The 20639-nt window shown below is 44.3% G+C and carries 19 protein-coding genes; 8 read left to right on the forward strand and 11 right to left on the reverse strand.

Features of this window, described 5'->3' with window-relative positions:
• Positions 1 to 37: 37 nt before the first annotated feature.
• From OCV44_RS19705 to OCV44_RS19730, 6 genes are all read right to left on the reverse strand, one after another.
• The gene (locus OCV44_RS19705; RefSeq protein ID WP_139684895.1) at positions 38 to 1720 is read right to left on the reverse strand and encodes an RluA family pseudouridine synthase; all 1683 of its coding nucleotides are present in this window, start codon (positions 1718 to 1720) and stop codon (positions 38 to 40) included.
• A gap of 150 nt (positions 1721 to 1870) precedes the next feature.
• Positions 1871 to 2491 (reverse strand): glutathione S-transferase family protein, encoded by a 621-nt coding sequence (locus OCV44_RS19710; RefSeq protein WP_139684896.1) that lies wholly within the window; start codon positions 2489 to 2491, stop codon positions 1871 to 1873.
• 34 nt (positions 2492 to 2525) lie between these two features.
• Positions 2526 to 3557, reverse strand: a complete 1032-nt coding sequence (locus tag OCV44_RS19715) for an NADP-dependent oxidoreductase (RefSeq protein ID WP_139684897.1) — start codon at positions 3555 to 3557, stop codon at positions 2526 to 2528.
• A gap of 138 nt (positions 3558 to 3695) precedes the next feature.
• Positions 3696 to 4286, reverse strand: a complete 591-nt coding sequence (locus OCV44_RS19720) for a TetR/AcrR family transcriptional regulator (protein WP_009845490.1) — start codon at positions 4284 to 4286, stop codon at positions 3696 to 3698.
• 154 nt (positions 4287 to 4440) lie between these two features.
• Complete coding sequence (locus OCV44_RS19725; protein ID WP_139684898.1) at positions 4441 to 4914, reverse strand: FKBP-type peptidyl-prolyl cis-trans isomerase; 474 nt, start codon at positions 4912 to 4914, stop codon at positions 4441 to 4443.
• A 42-nt stretch (positions 4915 to 4956) separates the two neighbouring features.
• Positions 4957 to 5583, reverse strand: coding sequence for a thioredoxin domain-containing protein (locus OCV44_RS19730; RefSeq protein ID WP_139684899.1), 627 nt, complete (start codon positions 5581 to 5583; stop codon positions 4957 to 4959).
• A gap of 271 nt (positions 5584 to 5854) precedes the next feature.
• Between OCV44_RS19730 and OCV44_RS19735 the strand changes: the two genes are divergently transcribed.
• Positions 5855 to 6448: an OmpA family protein gene (locus tag OCV44_RS19735; RefSeq protein WP_139684948.1), complete on the forward strand. Its 594-nt coding sequence runs from the start codon at positions 5855 to 5857 to the stop codon at positions 6446 to 6448.
• 106 nt (positions 6449 to 6554) lie between these two features.
• Here OCV44_RS19735 and OCV44_RS19740 read toward each other — a convergent pair whose 3' ends face one another.
• Together OCV44_RS19740 and norR are read right to left on the reverse strand one after the other, a co-directional pair.
• Positions 6555 to 6914 (reverse strand): glutaredoxin family protein, encoded by a 360-nt coding sequence (locus OCV44_RS19740; RefSeq protein WP_139684900.1) that lies wholly within the window; start codon positions 6912 to 6914, stop codon positions 6555 to 6557.
• An 89-nt stretch (positions 6915 to 7003) separates the two neighbouring features.
• The gene (norR, locus tag OCV44_RS19745; RefSeq protein WP_139684901.1) at positions 7004 to 8596 is read right to left on the reverse strand and encodes a nitric oxide reductase transcriptional regulator NorR; all 1593 of its coding nucleotides are present in this window, start codon (positions 8594 to 8596) and stop codon (positions 7004 to 7006) included.
• Positions 8597 to 8945: 349 nt separating this feature from the next.
• On the opposite strand from norR, the gene hmpA reads away from it, so the two are divergent.
• Positions 8946 to 10142, forward strand: coding sequence for an NO-inducible flavohemoprotein (gene hmpA / locus OCV44_RS19750; protein ID WP_139684902.1), 1197 nt, complete (start codon positions 8946 to 8948; stop codon positions 10140 to 10142).
• A gap of 173 nt (positions 10143 to 10315) precedes the next feature.
• Here the strand turns inward: hmpA and OCV44_RS19755 are convergent, their stop codons facing one another.
• Both OCV44_RS19755 and clcA read right to left on the reverse strand, forming a co-directional pair.
• On the reverse strand, positions 10316 to 11296 hold the full coding sequence (locus OCV44_RS19755) for a TDT family transporter (RefSeq protein ID WP_198594507.1): 981 nt from the start codon (positions 11294 to 11296) through the stop codon (positions 10316 to 10318).
• 232 nt (positions 11297 to 11528) lie between these two features.
• Positions 11529 to 12935, reverse strand: coding sequence for a H(+)/Cl(-) exchange transporter ClcA (gene clcA, locus OCV44_RS19760; protein WP_139684903.1), 1407 nt, complete (start codon positions 12933 to 12935; stop codon positions 11529 to 11531).
• Between the two features lie 539 nt (positions 12936 to 13474).
• Here clcA and OCV44_RS19765 point away from each other — a divergent pair.
• From OCV44_RS19765 to OCV44_RS19775, 3 genes are all read left to right on the forward strand, one after another.
• Positions 13475 to 14458: a CobW family GTP-binding protein gene (locus OCV44_RS19765; RefSeq protein WP_139684904.1), complete on the forward strand. Its 984-nt coding sequence runs from the start codon at positions 13475 to 13477 to the stop codon at positions 14456 to 14458.
• 182 nt (positions 14459 to 14640) lie between these two features.
• Complete coding sequence (locus tag OCV44_RS19770; protein ID WP_012600498.1) at positions 14641 to 15927, forward strand: DEAD/DEAH box helicase; 1287 nt, start codon at positions 14641 to 14643, stop codon at positions 15925 to 15927.
• Between the two features lie 164 nt (positions 15928 to 16091).
• Positions 16092 to 16712, forward strand: coding sequence for a LysE family translocator (locus tag OCV44_RS19775; protein WP_004731394.1), 621 nt, complete (start codon positions 16092 to 16094; stop codon positions 16710 to 16712).
• A gap of 223 nt (positions 16713 to 16935) precedes the next feature.
• Here OCV44_RS19775 and OCV44_RS19780 read toward each other — a convergent pair whose 3' ends face one another.
• Complete coding sequence (locus tag OCV44_RS19780; RefSeq protein ID WP_139684905.1) at positions 16936 to 18963, reverse strand: PhoX family protein; 2028 nt, start codon at positions 18961 to 18963, stop codon at positions 16936 to 16938.
• Between the two features lie 254 nt (positions 18964 to 19217).
• Here OCV44_RS19780 and OCV44_RS19785 point away from each other — a divergent pair, with 254 nt between their 5' ends.
• From OCV44_RS19785 to OCV44_RS19795, 3 genes are all read left to right on the forward strand, one after another.
• Positions 19218 to 19559: a YggL 50S ribosome-binding family protein gene (locus OCV44_RS19785; protein WP_004731398.1), complete on the forward strand. Its 342-nt coding sequence runs from the start codon at positions 19218 to 19220 to the stop codon at positions 19557 to 19559.
• A gap of 254 nt (positions 19560 to 19813) precedes the next feature.
• Positions 19814 to 19954, forward strand: a complete 141-nt coding sequence (locus OCV44_RS19790; protein WP_170213724.1) for a hypothetical protein — start codon at positions 19814 to 19816, stop codon at positions 19952 to 19954.
• Positions 19947 to 20630: a spondin domain-containing protein gene (locus tag OCV44_RS19795; protein WP_139684906.1), complete on the forward strand. Its 684-nt coding sequence runs from the start codon at positions 19947 to 19949 to the stop codon at positions 20628 to 20630. Before OCV44_RS19790 ends, OCV44_RS19795 begins: the two co-directional genes overlap by 8 nt.
• Positions 20631 to 20639 lie beyond the last annotated feature (9 nt).

Raw genomic sequence — 20639 nt, forward strand, 5'->3', positions numbered from 1 at the left:
TTTAGTGCGGTAATAGTTTTAGCATGATAAGAACAGCTTAAAACTCTGACGGTACTTCAAACTCGATCCATTCACCGGTTGTTGGGTGAATCAGTTTTAAGTAACCAGCGTGAAGGTGTAAGCGCTCACGTTTGTAACCATAGAGATCATCACCACGAATCGGTACACCAAGGCCTAATGGATGAGCACAGTGCACACGCAGCTGATGTGTGCGTCCTGTTTTAGGGTACAAGTGAACCTTGGTTTTGCCATTGTTGGTGCTAACCGCATGCCAATGGGTCTCTGCGTTTCGGCCGTGTTTATGACAAACCAGTTGTCTTGGTCTGTCGGTGATGTCGCCGCGCAAGGGCAGGCTGATATCGCCAGATTCACCGTGGATTTCGCCATCTAACAGAGCTGTATATCGTTTCTCTACTGTTCTATCAATGAATTGCTTCTGGATGTGTTTATTGGACTCTGCGGTCAGCGCCAAGATCAATAAGCCTGACGTCGACATGTCCAATCGATGGATAATCAAAGGGCCTGTTGCATCGGGATAACGCGCTTTAATACGGGTATAAACAGAGTCTTCGATAAACTTACCAGGAACCGACAAGAACTCCTCGGGTTTATTCACCACCACGATCTCGTCGTCTTCATAGACAATATCAAACGACTTACCAACTGCAGGATTCACGATAAGCGGGTTATCTTCTAATTCGATGCCGTTTAGCTGGTGGTCGAGGATCTCGAAGCTTTTACTTTGGCAAACCGGGTACAGGTTTGCGTGCTGGCGAATGACAGCCGTTGGAGGCAATCCCCACCAAAACTCAGACAAAGCTAATGGTTTAAATCCGTGTTCAAAAGCAAAATTAAGCAGCTTAGGTAGGCAACAGTCGCCAGAGCCTTCAAGAGCGTCTTTGCCATCTAACAATTCAAGCAGGTTCTTTGATTCGAGAGCTTGGTTGATAAAGCGATAATGAGACAACCGTTGCGCTTCTAATTCGGCTGAGATCGCTTGGTACTCTTGCTTGCGGATCTTGAGTTCGCTTTCGATAGCATCAACTTGCGACTGGCGTTCTGCGATCTTTTGTTTCCACTCTATTCTAAGTGCTTTTAAGTCGCGTTTCTCTTGGCTGCTTTGATTGCCTAACTGTTTAAGCAGGTCAGCGGCTGAATCAAGATTCCCCAACGCTTTCTCTTGATTAGCTTTTTCTCTTAGAACCGTACGCTCAGCCTTGTTGGCAGCCATTGCGATCTGAAATGCTTCAACTGCTTTACTCGCATCGTTTTTGAGTTCATTTAGGCTTGACGTCAAATCATCTAGGTTATGAGTTTTTTCTAGGTTCGTAATGTCATTGACTAAGGTTGCTTGCTTGACTAAGCCTTGCGTGTTTTGGACTTGAAACTGTTGCCCATCAAAAGCAGAAGGAACAAAGGTGATACTGGTTAGCTGAGAGGCGAGTGAAGAATCTAACTGCAAACCTGAAAATGCAGAAAGGTAGCCTAGCTCTTGAGTTGTTGGATCCTGAACAAGAAGTACGGCATAGAGGTTGCCTTGCGATGTTTCATTCACACCGCAGTCGAGTAATGACTGCTGAAGTTGCTGCATGGCAAACTCACACGTTGGATGTGGTGTGTAGTAGTACGGAAACGTAAAACGAGTCGGTAGCGGTAAGTCTACATTCGTATTGTCGTTTTTTAGGTGCAGTGGTGTGTATTGAGCAAGGTTTGCTGACATGAAGATCAAACTCTATGGCTGTTCAGTTAGAGTTCGGTATTGTTGTCGAAATGAAGGCAAATGAGAAGCCAAAGCGAAAGATAAATCGGCTTTGGCTTCATTTAGTTGCTTGTGCCTATCCTAAGCGCGCAGAGCTTGATTGAAACTCGATCAGTTCGAGTGTTCTAGCTCTAGTTGCTCGGCTTTTTGGTAAGCAGGGTGGCTCGTTAAAAGATCACCGTATTTAGCAATGTTAGGGTAGAGCGCAGTGGCACCGAAGTTACCCACGATTTCTACGATGAACGACATCATGAAATCGGCACCCGTCAGAGTATCAGCAACAAGGTAAGTTTTACCTTCAAGTGCTTCGTTGACAAAGGTTAGGATCTTTTGGTTTTCATCATCAGCGTAGCCGCCAAGGAAATTAGTCTCGCAACCGTCTTTCATCACAAAGATTTTAAGTAGCATTGGCAGGATACCAGAGCTTTCAGCGAAGTGAAGCCACTGTGAGTATTCCACGTAGTCAGCGGTGCCGCGCATTGGTGCGAACTTACCTTGACCGTATTTATCGATTAGGTACTCGGTGATAGCACCAGATTCGCTGATCACAACACCATCGTCTTCAATAACCGGAGATTTACCAAGAGGGTGAACGGACTTCAATTCTGGTGGTGCTAGAAACGTTACACTGTCTCGTTGGTATGGTTTGATTTGATAATCAACACCAAGCTCTTCCAGTAGCCAGATGATTCGTTTTGAGCGAGATTTGTTTAGGTGATGCAAAATAATCATGATTTTACCTAGTTAACTGGTTTAGTTTTTAAATTTATTTAGCTTCGTTTGTTTTGATAACAAGCTTACCGAAGTTTTGGCCTTCCAATAGACCCATGAATGCTTGTGGCGCTTCGTCTAGGCCTTCAACTAGGTGCTCACGGTAATGCATCTTGCCTTGAGACAACCATTCTGTCATTTGAACAGCAAACTCGTTGTAACGGTGTGCGTAGTCATCAAAGATAATGAAACCTTGCATCTTAATACGCTTGACCAAAAGAGTGCCCATAAGGCTAGACATACGATCTGGGCCTTCAGGAAGTGATGTTGCATTGTATTGAGAGATAAGGCCACACACAGGAATACGAGCACCTGTGTTAAGCAAAGGCATTACCGCGTCGAATACTTTGCCGCCAACGTTTTCAAAGTAAACATCGATACCGTTGTCACACGCTTTAGCCAGTTGTTCTGCGAAATCGTCAGCTTTATGGTCGATACATTCATCAAAGCCCAGTACCTCTTTCGCGTACTGACACTTCTCTTGACCGCCTGCAACGCCAATTACGCGACAGCCTTTTAGTTTGCCGATCTGGCCAACGGTTGCGCCTACTGCACCTGTTGCCGCCGCAACGACTAGAGTGTCGCCTTCTTTAGGCTGACCAATATCAAGTAAGCCCATGTACGCAGTAAAGCCAGGCATACCCATGATGCCCAGTGCGTAAGAAGGGTGTGTTGGCTCTTTACCTAGTTTGATTAGGCCTTCACCATTAGACACACCAAGATCTTGCCAACCGGTGTAAGCCAGTACCCATTCGCCAACTTCAAAATCGCTGTTGTTTGAATCTTCAACCTGACACACGGTTGCACCGACCATCACTTCGTCGATTGCAACTGGATCAGCGTAAGATTTTGCATCGCTCATTCGGCCACGCATGTATGGGTCGAGAGAAAGGTAGACTGAGCGAAGTAACATCTCGCCGTCTTTAATTGTTGTTGCAGCTACTGCCTCTAAACGGAAGTTATCTTGAGTCGGTGCGCCAACTGGGCGAGAAGCCAGTACGATGCGGCGATTGTCTTGTTGAGTCATTGGATATCCTTAATTTTATATTATGTTTATTTAGAATTAGACCAGTCGTCTAGTCTTGTTGTCTAAAAATCCCGCCGTCATCAAATTGATAAGAGGGCGGGTTATCTGTCGTTAATAAAAACTAAACACAGTACGTGGTTAGTTTTTACCTTTTAAAATCTGTTGGGTTAGGTTTAAAGCTGATTCTAAACTGCGTGAACTCTGGCTTAGTTTGCTTAATAAGCTTGCGCCTAACCACATAGAATATAGATTTTGAGCGGTTTCTTGGCTCTCTTCAACCTTTATCGAGCCATCATCAATACCACCGACAATGCACTGCTCGATGGTATGCGTCACTTTCTCAGCACCTTTTAATAGCGCTTGGCGCATAGGATCAGAAAGATCAGAAACTTCGGCGCTGAGCTTAACGACTAAGCATTTATGAGCGTTACAGGTACCGTTTTCAATCTGTGACCATCGAGTGAAATAACTGATAATTCTCTGGTAATGGTTGCCTTCACCATGAACCAAAATAGTTTCAACTCTGCTGATGTAGGTCTCAAAATAGTGCTGGATCAGAGCCTCGCCAAATTGCTCTTTAGATTTAAAGTAGTGGTAAAACGATCCTTTTGGAACATCCGCTTCTTTAAGCAATTGCGACAAGCCAACGCCGTTAAAGCCGTTGTTCACTATTAATTGGTAGCCAACATCTAAAACATGTAGGCGTGTGTCGTTCGTTTTATCGTTCATGGACTTACTATAAGTTAAATTAGACCAGTCGTCTAGTCTTCGGTTTTTTGAAGGTAATTTCGTCGTTGCAAAAGTGGCTTCAACTATTCAAACGTTCACATATAAAAAAGCCCCAACATAGCTCGTATGTTAGGGCTTAAATCAGTCTCTTCAATTATTTGATAGAGATTAACTCAACATCAAAAATCAAAGTTGCTGATGGTGGGATAGGGCCTGAACAACCTTTACCGTAAGCCAATTGGCTTGGGATAAACAGGCGAACTTTTTGGCCTTCGACCATGTAAGTCAAACCTTCTTGCCAGCCTTTGATCACTTGTTTAAGAGCAAATGAGATTGGCTCACCACGATCAACAGAGCTGTCGAAAACAGTGCCGTCGATAAGTGTACCGTGGTAATGAACCGTTACTTTGCTGTTCTTCGTTGGGTGCTCTGTACCTGTACCTTCTTCAAGAACTAGGTATTGAAGGCCGCTTTCAGTCGTTACAACCCCATCTTTAGCGCCGTTTTCGATAAGGAATTGTTGGCCTTGTTCGATATTTTCTTCGCCAGATTTATGGTTCATCCAAGTGCGGTAGATCATGAAGCCAGCCAAAATAAAGACAATGACCGGGATGATAAATTTAGACATAGTAAAACCTATTTATTGTTGATTCTTTATAGAGAAAAGCCGTTACGGCTGAGTCAAAAGGTAGTTGATTGTTTTTGCGATACCTTGAACATCTTGGTGACCTGCTGTCAGTACTTGGTATTTACCGTTGATGATAAATGTTGGTACTGAGTTGATTTGACCTTTAACCGAGATCTCTTCAGCTTTCTTTACGTAGTCAAATAGAGCGACTTGCTGTTCTTTGTTCAGTTGGTATGGGCTAACCAGGCCGCGAGAAGTGAACGCAGTCTCTAGAGCTTGTTGACGTTGTTCAGGAGTCGCATCTGCACCCATTTGAACCGCACCAAATAGGTCGTCCATGAACGTGTGGTCAGGTGTCGCGTCAAGTTGCATCACCGCTGTGTAGTAGATCATTGCGCTTATTTGAGCACTTTCATTAAACGTAACGTGCATCTTGCCAATAGTTTGGTTCGTTAGAGATTCGATCTCTGGAATTGCACTTTCCATTTGACGGCAGTGACCACAATTTAGAGAGAAGATTTCAGTGATCGGAGACAGGTTAAATTCAGTTAGAGCAGTAGGCAGCGCTTCGTATTGAACGCCTTTCTGTGGCTCGTTGGTTTCACTACAACCCGCGATAATCAGTACGGCAGCAAGTGCTGTGATGAATTTAGTAAATGGTTTAAACATAATGTTTGCTCTAGCGTTGAGAAGTCGTGAGATTCTAACTATTTAGTACGAATTGGAAAACAATTATAAGGTAAATAAATGCAAACAGTTGGAACTGGCGGGCGATGACTGGCGAGTTGACGGTGAACTGTGATCAAAAACACTTTTTTCGGACGTGTTTTCTTTTCGTATAAAGTTTTTGTCTAAAGTTTTTCTCTCAATGCCGATATAGACATTAGTGAATGGTTTATCTGCATAAGTGGTTGGTGAAGTAATGAGATATTTAGCGATAATGTTAAGCATAGCTTTGGCTGGGTGCGAAACTACGTTACCAACAGGGTTATTCGGTGAGGATATGTTACAAACTGCACCGAAAACTGATTACGACATTATGTACCCTGAATGGGGTGTGGTTCAAACCACTCATCAGCAAGGAACTATTACCACTAACTACGGACGTGGTGTTTCGACCAATGATCCACTGGAAGTCTTTTTAAGACAAAACCGTATCGATTTTGAAGTTTTACCTGGCAACCATGTGATGGTAAAGCTTGTACAGCATGTGAACTTTAAAACAGGTTCGACATCTCCAGAACCCGCTTACAACCATTGGTTGGACACGTTAGGCAGCTATCTTTCTCGACGCCAAGACATTGATGTCGTCATTGAAGGACACACGGATAATACAGGCAGTGATCGTGTTAATGATCCGCTTTCTGAACTGCGCGCAAAAGAAGTGAAAGCTCGATTAGAAAGTAACTATGTTTCGAGTCGTGCTATTTACACCCGCGGTTTTGGCGAGTACGTTCCCGCGTGTACTAACGCTTCGCCGCAAGGTAAAGCTTGTAACCGCCGTGTAGAGTTGATGCTGATTGTGGCGAAATAGATGCGAGAAGCTTGATTCATTGAATCGAAAGAGCGTATTGATAACAGACATAAAAAATCCCTCATGAAGAGGGATTTTTTGTATTTGGGTTGTATTGCTTTTTCGCTTATGCGAATTGTTTCTCTAAGTAAGATACGATATCCGAAGATTCGTACATCCACTCAGTTTTGCCGTCTTTTTCGATACGTAGACAAGGCACTTTCACACGACCGCCGCCAGCTTCAAGCTCTGCACGGTGTTGTTCGTTGTTTTTTGCATCACGAAGTTCAAATTGAACCGACTGACGTTTCATCGCGCGGCGCACTTTCACACAAAATGGGCACGCTTCGAATTGGTATAACGTGTGCGTTTTTGCTTGCTCATTTACTATATTTTGATCTTCTTGAGAACGCTTCACACCACGTGGGCTGAAAACAAAATTCAATAGCAAGATGACGCGACCTAAGAACCAACGGATAAACTTCATAACTCTCTCTACATATTTAAAATTAGCGTTACAATTTGCAGCATTATATACACAAGTTTTGCTAGATGCTCGCAACAAACCGCTAATATCTATTTTGTCCGTTCGATCGTGTGAGACTTCGCCACATTTAGCCCTAAACGTTTAGACAGTCGAGTCAAATTGGCTCTGTCTGTTTTCAGAATTCGTCCTGCTTGCGCCCAGTTAAAGTTGGCGTCTTCCAATACTTCAGTAATGATACTGCGCTGAAAATCATCGGTAGCACCACGCAAACCTGCAGAAAGGTCGATCGTTGGTGTTGATAACGGTGTGTTTTTTACCTGTGTCGTGGCTATCGGCTGATCTTGGTCTAGTGGGCCACAATCTTCTTTAGTGATTGTCACGAGGTTTTTGTTGGTGCTACGAGCTAATGCTTTTAGTGCTGAACGGCTGATAACGTGTTCAAGCTCACGCACGTTACCTGGCCAACCGTAACGGTTTAGAAATACCAGTACATCAGAGCGGAATTTAACTTGGTTGATACCAAGTTTACGACGTGCCTGTTCTAGGAAGAAGCCTGCTAACAAGCTAATGTCGTCACCACGGTCTTTCAGAGCGGGTACTGCGATAGGGTATACACTCAGTCGGTGGTATAAATCGGCTCTGAATCGACCGTCTTCAACTTCTTGCTTCAAGTCTCGGTTGGTTGCTGCCAAAACACGAACATCAATGGTTTGAATGTTGTCTTGGCCTACAGGTTGGATTTCGTTGTTTTGCAGTGCACGCAATAGCTTACTTTGCGCAGCCAAAGGCAATTCACCAATTTCATCTAAGAACAGTGTGCCACCATCGGCTAAAGCAAATTTACCTAAGCGGTTTTTGTCTGCGCCAGTAAATGCACCACGAACGTGACCAAATAGTTCACTTTCTACTAAGTTTTCAGGAATCGCTGCACAGTTAACATACACAAGCGGTTTACGCTTACGCTGTGATTGATGATGCAGAGTACGAGCCACTAACTCTTTACCTACACCCGTATCACCATGAATCAGAATATTAAATTCAGAGGGTGCGACAACCGCGATGTCGTTTTTAAGCGCGACCATGGTGTCACTATTACCAATCAATTCCCCGCCGTCACGTTCCCACGCTTCAACATTTAACTCTTCCAGTAATTGCTTTGACTGTTTTGCTTGATGTTCAAGTTGCGAAAAAGTCATCGCCATTTGCATCGTAGAGGCAGCAATAGCAGCGAGAACTTCTAGGTTCCGAGCCGGAATATTCGCGAAGACATCAGGTTTTAGACTGTCAAGGGTTAGCACCCCTAACAATTTGTCACCAAATAGGAGAGGCAAACCCATACAGGCATGCATGGGCAAATCGCCATCGTGGTCGATCAGTAAGCCATCAAAAGGATCAGGTAATGAGCTATCCGCATCAAAACGAACAGGAGAACGCGATGCACAAATCGCATCAAAACGTGGATGTTCTGAAATAATAAAGCGGCGACCGAATGTATCTCGACTGAGCCCTTGCATTGCGATCGGCACTAGCGTGTCGCCTTGAAGGCTTAAAAGCGCGACACAATCACACGTTATGGTTTTACGAATGGCATCGATTAAGCGATTGAAACGGTCTTGATCGTTCACACCGCTAGCGAGACCAATGGTCATTTCCATGAGAGTGGATGCTGAGATATCTTGCATAAAGGGCTCATACTGTTTGTATTTTTATACATGGTAGAGTCTTTATGACATAAAAAAAAGGTCTTTTTGACTAAAGTTTGAAGCGAAGTTTTGAAAGGATGCTAGGCACAACTAGCTTTCGCATGTTGGCACTGTTTGTGCAATGTGTCCATTGCGTGTTGTCTATATGACTGAATAACTGGTCCATCATTGATTTGAATCAATTAATGCGAATTTATCAGTCCACGTGATTCTCATAAAAATAGTAGCCACAGAGCTCATTGAGAAAGAATTAATATAAAGTCATCTTTAAATAAAATTAGTCAATTTGACACGAAAGGTCAAAAGGCTAAGTGTTCGGAGTAAATCAATGCTAAACAATCTACATATCAACATCATCAAATCGACGATTCCTCTTTTAGAAAGCGCAGGCCCTGCTTTAACTCAACACTTCTATCAACGTATGTTCATGCATAACCCTGAATTGAAAGATATCTTCAATATGACTCACCAAAGAACCGGTCGCCAAGGTGTGGCACTGTTTGAAGCTATCGCGGCTTATGCTAAAAACATTGAAAACCTAGCAGCGTTAACCTCAGCGGTTGAGCGTATTGCACAGAAACATACAAGCTTTAACATTCAGCCTGAGCATTACCAAATCGTTGGCCTTCACCTAATTGAAACACTGCGTGAATTAGCTGCTGATGCATTCACACCAGAAGTAGAAGAAGCGTGGACTGCGGCTTACCTATTCTTAGCGCAAGTATTTATCGACCGTGAAGCGGAACTTTACCTACAGCGCAAGCAAGCTGTTGGTGGGTGGGAAGCGGCACGCGCATTTGTAATTGCGGACAAAATTGAAGAATCAGCATTAGTAACAAGTTTCATCCTTCAGCCAAAAGATGGCGGTGAGGTTCTGGATTACACACCAGGTCAATACATCGGTATTGAAGTGAAGCCTGAAAGCGCGCAGTACAGCGAAATTCGTCAGTATTCACTGTCAGACAAGCCGAACGGAAAATACTACCGTATCTCTGTGAAGCGTGAAGGCCAAGGTCAAGAAACGCAAGGTGTTGTTTCTAACCACATGCACGATACCATTGCTATCGGCGATGAAGTTAGCCTATACGCACCAGCGGGTGACTTTATGTACCAAGAACGCAGCAAGCCAGTAACGCTTATCTCTGCGGGTGTTGGTGTAACGCCAATGCAGTCTATGCTTGAGTTCTTGAACAACGAGCAGAAAAACGAACCAGTTATTTATCTTCACGCTTGTGAAAACGTAGGTCAGCACTCTTTCACGACGCGCGTGAAAGATATTGTTGCCGACAACGGTTGGTCTGCGAAAACGTGGTACATGAACAAAGACGAGTCTGCATGTGAGAACACACATGAGGGTCAAATGGATCTAGCGTCAATCTCTGATACTAACGGCTTTGAAGAGAGCGACTTCTACATCTGTGGCCCTGTTGGCTTTATGAAGAATATCGTAGAGCAGTTAGACGCTCTTAAAGTGGATCGCTCACGCGTACACTACGAAGTTTTTGGCCCTCACGCTAACTTCTAAGATCTCCCAGCAGGTCTAGTAATACTCGCCTGATCGATTAACAACCTTGCCTATTCAAAGGTCTCACATTGTGAGACCTTTTTCGTTTGGTTTATCCAGCGAGCGATAATTGGATATTGGATATTGGATATTGGAGTAGGGAGTGATCAAGGTAAGATCTTCAGGCGTTCGACTTAAGAACGCTTAACCTTTTTGGACATGTAATCAGAATCAAAAAACTCAGGCCAGTACATTTTCACATAGCCGCCAGCAACCCAAATCACCAAGATAGTCGCGATGGTCAGTTCGAAGAAGCCAAACTTGTGCAGCCAATACCATTGTGGGTACTCAGCACCGAAAAAGGTGGTTAAGCGATGCATGGCGATGGCGCTAATCACCGATGGGAAAGTAACCGCAGCAATGGAAGGTTGGAACTTTAAGCGCATCAAGCGGATGTAACACAAGTAAATCAGCAGGGTCATGGTGATGGCAATACCCGCTAAAGCGCCGGTCAGGATCGGGTCTGGATTATCAAAGTTGACCAAGTAAGCGGCCAACGATAAGTTGACTGGCGCTGCCATGATTGCCAATGTTGGTCTTGCTCTTCGAGGTAAATTCCCTTCAAAAACCAAACGGTACAACACTACGGGAAGCATAAAGAAGTAGATACCAATACACGTCGCGGCCAGTGTTTCTGAAAAGACCGTGTGGCCAAACTGTGTGCCAGCCAATGAACTACTGATTAAGCCTACTGGATAGAGAAACCAACTTGGAACGATGTTCGACATTTTGAAATTGATGATTTGGAAACCGAAGAACAACACCATCATAGTAAAGTGCAGCAATAACGCGCAGAACCAAATTGGGTAGGCGATTATTGGCGATATCTCGGCTAAGTAGTCACACAGAATCAATAACGCCATGCTCATCGGCGCCATTAAGCTTCCGCTTAGTGGATGGCGAATATCATTGATGAAGGTATTAAAGCTGGTGAGATAACGAAGTAAAACGGGCAGTAATAACAGCGCACCGAAAGCAGCAAGGTAAGGGCGAATGATCTCACCAACCCCTGGGAGATATAATGCCCAAGCTTGTCCTAGTCCAATTACACCAAGTGCTAAAGACGCCTGAGAAGGCGGCACATTTTTTACTTGGGTTAATCTTCTCCAGTTCAACGACTTGCTCCAGCTTAGTTATCTATAGTATGTGGGTGCTTATAGAATATCAGTGATAATAGAATTTTTGCTCTAGTTAGAACGTATAGCTGTGCCATCAATAGATGTTGAGGGCGTTCAACTAATTTTGAGTGGATGATACCAAGTTTAACGTTTGCTTTTTTGATTTTGATGCGGAATCGGGACATTAAGCACGTTGAATGTGTGCTTTTGTTTCATGAGTCATTTGTAATTAACGAACTTCCTCTTGCTGAGGGAGGTCTTGTTGTCTTAATTTTTCGTTTTTAAGTGTACGGTTCAATAGTTGGCTGTAAATTGGCTGACCGCCAAGCATTTGCGCAATGATCACTGCGCCCAAGCAAGTGATGATCAACGGCAGGATAAGGTAGTAGTTATTGGTCATTTCGATAACCAGTAATATACCTGTAATCGGCGCACGCACGGTTGCAGCAAATAAAGCACCCATGCCCGCAATCGCAAACATACCCGGTTCAATATTCAATTCAGGAAAGAATGCCGCAGCAATAAGCCCAAATGCGTAACCAAAGAGTGTGCCGAGTGCGAGCATTGGTGCAAAGATACCGCCGGGAGCACCAGAACCAAAACAAAGCAGAGTAGTCAGAACGCGCCCTAAGAAGATCAATAACAATACGTTGGTGCTGTAATTGCCATTAGTGATATTGGGGATGATACCAATACCACCACCAGTCAATTCGGGAATATAAAGAAGTAACAGGCCAAAGCAGCCACCGAGCAAGGTACCTGTGATTAAATAGCGTTTACGGTCGTTCTTATGGATCGCCACAAACATATCTTGGGAGAGTGTAATCAATTTATTGAAAATCACGCCAAACAGGCCAAACAACACACCTAACAATAAGAATAACCAAAGCGCATCCAGTTCAGGTGGCTGGTATTGCGGCATGGTGATAACAGCAGACTGACCGTTGATCGAACGAAACACAATATTGGCTGATACAGCGGAAATGATGACGGCTTTGATTGAAATGAGCGAGTAGCGAAATTGTGGTCTCATTTCCTCGACCACAAACATGATCCCAGCGAGTGGGGCGTTGAATGCAGCCGCTAAGCCACCAGCAGCGCCTGAAGCAAGTAATGAGTGTCGAGTATCATCATCTTTTACTCTGAAGATGTCAGTCACCATACGACCGATACTACCACCCATTTGAACGGTTGGTCCTTCACGGCCTAACACCATACCTGAGCCTAACGCACCCATACCGCCAAAGAATTTTACTGGTAATACTCTCCACCAACGAACAGGGCGCATACCGTCCATTGCGCCTTCTATTTCAGGAATCCCTGATCCTGCCGCTTCTGGAGCAAAGCGATGCACGAGGAAATAACCGATAAAGGCAAATGCAGCACTGATAAGGAAGGCCGCAAGCCAAAGTGGTAAGTGGCTACCGATTTCATCTTTCAGCCAATCGGTACGAGTTTCTGTGATGAAATGAACCGCGACTTCGAAATAGGTACCAACAACACCAGCAAGTACACCAACGATGCATGAAAGAACCAGAACTGAAGCTGGGGTCTTATCTCTTGAGAGAAATTGATTAATAGCATCCCTTGGCATTTTGGCTAATAGGGACAGCTTAATTTTCTCTCTTCTGGTCATTGAGATAAGGCTCCTGAATGGGTTGAGGTGGGACTTCAGTAAATTATACGCTTCCTCTGCATATCCTATAGCAGCAAAGATGCAAAGTTGAATTTCATTTATGGAATATACGTGTTACATAAATGGAATCTATGGGCAATAGTGGAATCACCGTCACAATTTTGATCGATTCTCAGGTGGCACCTTGAATATCCCCAAAAATGAACCATAGTTAAATCGTAAAGCAACATAACAAACCGCAAGGAGACGTGAGGTTTTACACACAATTTGGATGGATTCAGATACAAAGTTTTAGTTTCTCGTTAATTGTTCAGGTCGATATTTAAGGCTTCCTGATTCGCGAACTCACGATTGAGTAACGAGAGTGAGGCGTACTTCAAGTACGCCTTTAGTTCGTCTGGAGCATTCATTTTTCATCGTTTCCCCCTTTCTAGTGACACTCATACAACTTCTGGCTTAGATCATTCTCCGTATAAACAAGCGATTGGGGTCAATTTCTCCATGATTGTGTATATACTCCTTAAAAAAGGAGAACTGATATGACCAAAAAAGTTCCTACAAACATAATTACGGGTTTTCTAGGTGTCGGTAAGACGACCGCTATTTTGAACCTTCTAAAAAATAAACCTGAGAATGAAAACTGGGCTGTCCTGGTTAATGAGTTTGGCGAAATCGGCATTGATGGCGCATTAATGACAGACCAAGGTGCTTTGATTAAAGAAGTTCCGGGTGGCTGCATGTGTTGTACTGCAGGTGTTCCTATGTCGGTAGGTATTAATGCCTTGCTGCGTCAAAAGCCGGATCGCTTATTGATTGAGCCAACAGGCCTTGGTCATCCAAAGCAGGTTATTGCGACGCTGACTTCAGAGCAATACACACCTTATGTTGATTTAAAAGCCACGCTTGGTTTGGTTGACCCACGCAATCTGTCCAATGAAAAGTACACGTTGAATCAGAATTTCAATGACCAACTGGACAGTGCAGATGTGATTCTTGGTACTAAGGTTGACCTTGTTCATTCTGAAGACATCGACGCATTCAATGATTGGGTGACTGACCAAACACCTGCAAAAGTGTTCCATAAACTGATTCACGATGGTGAAGTGCCATTGGAAGTGTTGGACATTGAAAGGGTATATGGCAGTGCTTCATCTCATCTTGAATCACACCATCATGATCACGCTGAACAAGAACCTCAATTCCAACTTCCTCCAGGCGAAGCTTTTATCCGCAAAGAGAACAAAGGGCAGGGCTACTTTAGTTGTGGCTGGTTGTTTGGCGCTGAACACAAATTTGATTTTGATGCGCTGTTCTCAATGTTGTCTGATTTGACGGCTGAGCGTGTAAAAGCAGTGGTAAACACCGATCAAGGTTGCTACGCGTTTAACGTGGCGAATCAAGTCGTGTCAGTGAATGAAATTTCCCTTGATGGCTTCGAATCTCGACTGGAAGTGATCGACTCGCAGTTAATGCCTTGGGGCGATCTCGAGCAGATCCTACTCAAGCTGTGTGGTATCAAATAGCCCTGTTTTGGTTGTTTGAAGCGATGATCTTGGTGTTTACCTCGTTGAAGGCACGGTAAACACCAGATTAAATGAGAAAGTTTGCGTTATATCACGATAAATGTGAGATAAATCACTCTAATTACTTTATAGTGCTCGGCTGAAATAAGAATGTAGGCTGTCTGCTTAAGGAACCCGTAACAATGTCATTTTCCTCTCAAGGTTTTGCTCCTGAATTAGTCAAAGCGTTGACTGAGTGTGGTTATGAAAAACTCACTCCAATTCAACAAAAAGCGATTCCAATGGCTCGTAAAGGCCATGATATTTTTGCTACTGCTCAAACCGGTACGGGTAAAACAGCGGCATTCTCATTGCCTGTTATCCAACACCTTTTGAACAGCGGTAAAAAGGCGTCTAGAGGAACGGCTCGCGGCCTTATTCTTGCTCCAACTCGTGAGCTCGCTGCGCAGATCGCTCAAAACATCAAAGACTACGTTAAATACACTGAACTAAGCGTTTCAGCGGTTTACGGTGGTAACAAAATGTCTTCACAAGTTCGTCAATTAGAACTGGGTGTGGATATTTTGGTTGCAACACCTGGCCGTTTAGAGGAGCACTTAGAAGCGGGTAACGTGTCTATCGCAAACCTAGAATTTCTAGTATTTGATGAAGCTGACCGTATCCTTGATATGGGCTTTATCAATGCCGTTCGTAAGATCATGTTGGATGTAGAGACATCACCGCAAATCATGATGTTCTCGGCAACGACTTCTACTCAGTTGAACCAACTGTCTGTTGATATTCTACGTAAACCAAAACGTATCAGTGTTGAGCGTGAAAACTCAACGGCTGCAACTGTTGGTCACGTGGTGTATCCAGTTGATCAAGAGCGTAAAACAGAGCTACTTTCTGAGCTGATCGGTCGTAAAAACTGGCGCCAAGTGCTTGTTTTCGTGAACTACAAAGAAACAGCAAACGATGTAGTTAAAGAGCTCAAGCTTGACGGCATTAAAGCGGTACTTTGTCACGGTGATAAAGCGCAAAGTGCTCGTCGTCGTGCTTTGGATGACTTCAAAGAAGGTAGAGCTCGTGTGATGGTAGCAACCGACGTTGCGGCTCGTGGCCTTGATATCGAAGACTTACCGCACGTAATTAACTACGACATGCCTTTCCTGGCGGAAGATTACGTTCACCGTATTGGCCGTACAGGTCGTGCTGGAAAACAAGGTCACGCAATTTCTTTCGTTAACCGCGAAGAAGAGCTGACTGTTGTTCAAGTTGAAAAACTGATTCAACAACGTATTCGCCGTGTTGAGCAACCGGGTTACGAGCCGAAGAAACGTGATGCTTACATCGAGAAGCTGAACACTAAATCGGCGTACAAAAACCGTCAGGGTCGTAAGAACAACGCAAACGAAGAGCCACAAGATCAAGCAAGCGCTGAACGTCGTTTGACTATGATGAAGCGAATTAAAAACCGTCGTAAGTAATTACGGTTGATGATTGAAAAGAGCCACTGTTATGTGGCTCTTTTTGTTTGTATTGTTCGCAATATTGGTTATTGTCATCACTACTTCGTTTCAATATCGCTTCATTTCAAGTCCGATCAAGAAGCCAAAGCCACTAAATAAAAATAAGCCAGTAAGGTAATAATATGGATAGCGCACTACTTTGGGCTTTTATTCCCACGTTTTTCTTTGTGTCAATCACGCCCGGAATGTGTATGACTTTGGCGTTGACACTGGGAATGAGTGTTGGATACAAACGTACATTATGGATGATGATCGGTGAACTGGCCGGTGTAGCTGTGGTTTCTATTGCTGCGGTATTGGGTATTGCATCTATCATGTTGAACTACCCGTGGCTATTTACGGGCTTCAAATTTGTCGGTGCAGCTTATCTGTTCTATTTAGGCGTTCAGATGTGGCGTTCAAGAGGCAAGCTTGCGATCAGCACTGATAACCAAACAACAAAAGTCAGTAATGATTGGGATTTGGTGGTGCAAGGCTTCGTAACGGCAATCGCAAATCCTAAAGGCTGGGCATTTATGATTTCCTTATTGCCTCCTTTCATTAACAGTAATAAAGACTTAGCGCCGCAGTTGTTGATTTTAGTGTCGATTATTCTGGTTTCTGAGTTTGTTTGCATGACCTTATACGCGACAGGCGGAAAGAGCTTAAAGCATATGCTGGGTAAAGCCGATAACGTTAAGTTAATGAACCGTATAGCAGGTACGTTGATGATGGGCGTTGGTGTGTGGTTGTTCGTGAGCTAGCGATAACGGTTAGAGATCCTCCTCCTCGAGGATGACGCGTACTTAGTATGGCTTTTGGGGAAGATGATGAGCTGAAGGTTCAGATTCTTACTTAAATCCAAGATTGAATAGAATATAAAAAGAGCGATAGGGCATTTGGCCTTATCGCTCTTTTTGATTTTATATAGCTAGCGAACAGAAACTAGATACCAGTAAGGTTGTTGATCTTAGCTAGATTTGCTTATTAAACCGCGATTTCACCGCCGTCTTCACGGCGAATCACAACCGTAGATGCTCTTGGGCGAACATTGCCTTGAGTTTGTGCCGTTGCATCTTCTGAAGATGGCCAGTTAGCAGGGTGTTGAATGTTTACAAATAGCGATTTGAAATCTGGGCTGATGGTAAAGCCTGTTACTTCACAACCGTTTGGACCCACAAAGAAGCGCTTAAGTTGCGTTTGGTTGTTTGCATCAATGACTGCGCTGTTGCCGTTGTCATCCGTTAGCTGAGATGGAACCACTGCCAGCATTTGGTCATTGGTGTAGCCCGTGACTTCGTCTGCGCCGTTATCCGTCTGAATCCATAAAATGCCGCGAGCATCAAACGCTAATCCATCTGGGCTAGCAAACTGGTTCATGTCTGTTAAGCCAGAGCGGTTGATAGACTTATCTTCTACTGCTGGAGAGCCAAATACAAAGATATCCCAATCGAATTCCCCTGCTGTTTTGCCTTCATCCCAACGGATAACATGGCCAAACTTATTGTCTACGCGAGGGTTCGCAGAGTTCGCTTCTTTACGCTTGTTGTTATTAGTCAGCGTTAGGTAAGCCGTACCTGTCATTGGGTCAACAGAGCACCATTCAGGGCGATCCATTGGCGTTGCGCCTACAAGGTCAGCTGCGCCTGCGGTATTAATGATAAGTGCTGCTTGAGAATCAAATGAATCACCTAGCTTGCCGCCGTTTGTGGTCTTGCTACTCAGAGTTAGCGGTAGCCAAGTACCTGAACCATCATCATTGAATTTAGCTACATACAGCGTGCCTTTGTCCATGTACTTGTCACCTGCACTTAGGCGATTACTCGGCTCTGCGTCACGCGGGTCCCATTTCGCTTCAGAAACGAACTTGTACAGGTATTCAAAACGAGAATCGTGGCCAGAGTAGAACACAATTGGCTCACCTTCAGTAAGTTTGCCAAACGTACAACCTTCATGACGGAAACAACCCAATGCTGAACGTTTCTTAGCGCGAGAGTTCGCTGTGTATGGGTCGATTTCAACGATGTAGCCGTGACCGTGTGCTTCGTTACGGTAGTCATCCATTGCTGATTCGCCTGCTGGTGTGACATCAAAGCGCGCGAACTCGTCCAGTCGTTCTTGTTGGTTGCCAGAAAGCGTGTCCCAACCATAGCGTGTTTTGTCGGTTGCGATACCAATACGTTCTTGTGCTGGCGTTGTCTCGCCTTTGTTAACGAAATAACCCGGCCAGTTTTCTTCACACGTTAGGTAAGTGCCCCATGGCGTGTAGCCATTACCACAGTTGTTCAGCGTGCCGCGAGCTTGGCTGCCGTCTTGTGAGAATTTTGTTTTGGTGAATTCACTGTGGGCAACAGGGCCAGATAGATCCATCACGGTTGCACCTGTGTAGCGACGGTTTAATGGATCGTTATCGACCATTACCCATTGATTGTCTTCAAGCCTAACGCGAACCACACTCACGCCGTGCGCGTTGATCTCTTTACGTACTTCATCAAGGCTAGGGCGGTTGCCTTCATCGTATGTTGGACCATTAGCGTGCAGCGCTTTTTGGTCGATGTATTCGTGGTTGATCACCAACAAGCCATCATTGCTGTTGCCATTAAGTGGGAAGAAGTGCATGCCATCGTGATGCATGCCTAATGCGTTGGCTTGATCTTGTGCATTGTTGGTGCCGTCTTTTAACCAAGCATTGCCTTGCTTGTTAAGCGGAGTACCCCAAGGAACCAGAACTTGTGCCGTGTAACCTTTTGGTACGACTACGCTGTCTGTCAATGAGCCTTTAACCGATTCGAAGGCAAGTGTTGCAGTGCTTTTTTGTGCGCCTGTTGCTTGTATTGTCGCAGCGTTAGCCGTGCTGTGGCCTGCTAAACCAAACGCGCCAAATGCGGTCATTGCACTGATGCCTAAACCGCTTTTCAGAACATTTCTTCTTGAAAGGTTCGCATCTAGAACTTCTTCGAAGGGCTTGTTGTTGCTCTTGTTAAAACGAATACTATCAAATGTTTCCTTGCTCATCGGGACTGCTTCCTATTGGCTGACTTTATTATTCGTTATTCATGGCTCGCCCAGTTATCAACTATTGAGTTAATAAGTTGGGTCAATGTGTGACCAATCGTGAAGCAGTTAAGTGACAGATTTTTATAGTTTTGATTAAGGTTTTGTTTCTGCAGCACGATTTTTCCTGTTAAGCCTCTCATGTAATACAAAACTCTTGGGAATTAACGAGGAACTGTGTATAAATGCTTTATCAAATGAAAAGAGAGACAGTTATGAAATTAGATAAAATCGAAAACAAAAATCGTCGCCTACGCAAGAAGCTATACCTAGGTGAATTCGCTATTTTAGGTTTTGAAGTAAGCTGCACGACTTCGATTGCTGATTTTGACCAATACGATGTGTTCATCGATGAGTTTATCGATTTTATCGACAGCATCGGCCTGTGCTTTGGCGGCGGTGGTTTAGAGCTGTTCGAAGGTTTCTTATGTTCTATTGAGCGCTACCGTTCAGTGACAGAAGCAGAGCAACTGCAAGTAGCGCAGTGGCTTGAAGCTCGCGCAGAAGTAAGCAAAGTTGAAGTAAGCGAACTTGTTGACGCAAACTACGCATTCTAAATTGGTGTTGTTCGGCTAGCTCAGTTGGAAGCGAATAGAGTCTTCCTGAGAGAAGCTTTATACATCAGTGAAAGGCCCAGTCGGTATATCGATTGGGCCTTTTTGCGTTTGGTCTACGCTATTCTAGAACCATGGTTCCTTGTGTAACTCTCATTTTTATAACGAGAGTTTCTATTTATATATTAGTCTCTTATGTCTGTTTTTCTGGGTGGTAATAAGTTTGAAGAAACTTGTGAGAGTTTTATGAGAATTAAATGAAGTTGCTGATAGATTTGATCGCCATTCTTAGAGTCAACAACACCACAGTTCGTTCTGGCAAAGGTAACGGTATATCACTGTTATTCGTTTTGTTGGCAACGATAGGACTCGATAAAGGATGGAATCAAAATGAATAAACGTACTCAAATCAGCTTAGTGATTAGCTCGGCTATGTTGGCCTTCGGAGCTGCTCAAGTTCAGGCTGCAGAGCTTGAGGTGACCGTTACCAACGCAACGAAAGGGATCTACTTTACGCCTATTTTGGCAGCAGCTCATGACTCCAGCTTGTTCATGTTTAGAACGGGTGAGAGTGCTTCTGCGGAATTGGAATCGATGGCCGAAGGTGGCGATATTTCAGGTTTATCTGGTGTCATTGCTAACGCGGGTGGTGTGGTGGTTGAGAATCCAGCTACCGGAATTCTTAATCCAGGAGTCGCAACGACGTTTGATATCGACACTGGTGATTTAGCTTATTTGTCATTGGGTGCAATGCTGCTGCCAACCAACGACGGTTTTGTTGGCTTAGACAGTTGGAAAATCCCAACTCAAGCGGGCACCTATAAAGTGACTCTAAATGGTTATGACGCGGGTACAGAAGCCAATGATGAGCTGGCGGGCAGTATGCCGAACCCTCCATTCATTACCTTTGGCGCTGGAGGCTCTGGTGTAGAAACTACAGTATCAAACGCTAAGGTTCATATTCATCCGGGTAACATTGGTGATAGTGACGCGGCGGGCGGTATCAGTGACCTCGATAGCAGTAGTCATCGTTGGTTAAACCCTGTTGCAACTATCACCATTGTTGTGAAGTAAGGGGGATGT

The organism is Vibrio tasmaniensis, assembly GCF_024347635.1.
GTDB lineage: Bacteria > Pseudomonadota > Gammaproteobacteria > Enterobacterales > Vibrionaceae > Vibrio > Vibrio tasmaniensis.

Bases quoted from the DNA above. Each gene is read 5' to 3' on its own strand.
- OCV44_RS19705 (WP_139684895.1), bottom strand. From the start codon at position 1,720: ATGTCAGCAAACCTTGCTCAATACACACCACTGCACCTAAAAAACGAC.
- OCV44_RS19710 (WP_139684896.1), bottom strand. From the start codon at position 2,491: ATGATTATTTTGCATCACCTAAACAAATCTCGCTCAAAACGAATCATC.
- OCV44_RS19715 (WP_139684897.1), bottom strand. From the start codon at position 3,557: ATGACTCAACAAGACAATCGCCGCATCGTACTGGCTTCTCGCCCAGTT.
- OCV44_RS19720 (WP_009845490.1), bottom strand. From the start codon at position 4,286: ATGAACGATAAAACGAACGACACACGCCTACATGTTTTAGATGTTGGC.
- OCV44_RS19725 (WP_139684898.1), bottom strand. From the start codon at position 4,914: ATGTCTAAATTTATCATCCCGGTCATTGTCTTTATTTTGGCTGGCTTC.
- OCV44_RS19730 (WP_139684899.1), bottom strand. From the start codon at position 5,583: ATGTTTAAACCATTTACTAAATTCATCACAGCACTTGCTGCCGTACTG.
- OCV44_RS19735 (WP_139684948.1), top strand. From the start codon at position 5,855: ATGTTAAGCATAGCTTTGGCTGGGTGCGAAACTACGTTACCAACAGGG.
- OCV44_RS19740 (WP_139684900.1), bottom strand. From the start codon at position 6,914: ATGAAGTTTATCCGTTGGTTCTTAGGTCGCGTCATCTTGCTATTGAAT.
- norR (WP_139684901.1), bottom strand. From the start codon at position 8,596: ATGCAAGATATCTCAGCATCCACTCTCATGGAAATGACCATTGGTCTC.
- hmpA (WP_139684902.1), top strand. From the start codon at position 8,946: ATGCTAAACAATCTACATATCAACATCATCAAATCGACGATTCCTCTT.
- clcA (WP_139684903.1), bottom strand. From the start codon at position 12,935: ATGACCAGAAGAGAGAAAATTAAGCTGTCCCTATTAGCCAAAATGCCA.
- OCV44_RS19765 (WP_139684904.1), top strand. From the start codon at position 13,475: ATGACCAAAAAAGTTCCTACAAACATAATTACGGGTTTTCTAGGTGTC.
- OCV44_RS19770 (WP_012600498.1), top strand. From the start codon at position 14,641: ATGTCATTTTCCTCTCAAGGTTTTGCTCCTGAATTAGTCAAAGCGTTG.
- OCV44_RS19775 (WP_004731394.1), top strand. From the start codon at position 16,092: ATGGATAGCGCACTACTTTGGGCTTTTATTCCCACGTTTTTCTTTGTG.
- OCV44_RS19780 (WP_139684905.1), bottom strand. From the start codon at position 18,963: ATGAGCAAGGAAACATTTGATAGTATTCGTTTTAACAAGAGCAACAAC.
- OCV44_RS19785 (WP_004731398.1), top strand. From the start codon at position 19,218: ATGAAATTAGATAAAATCGAAAACAAAAATCGTCGCCTACGCAAGAAG.
- OCV44_RS19790 (WP_170213724.1), top strand. From the start codon at position 19,814: ATGAAGTTGCTGATAGATTTGATCGCCATTCTTAGAGTCAACAACACC.
- OCV44_RS19795 (WP_139684906.1), top strand. From the start codon at position 19,947: ATGAATAAACGTACTCAAATCAGCTTAGTGATTAGCTCGGCTATGTTG.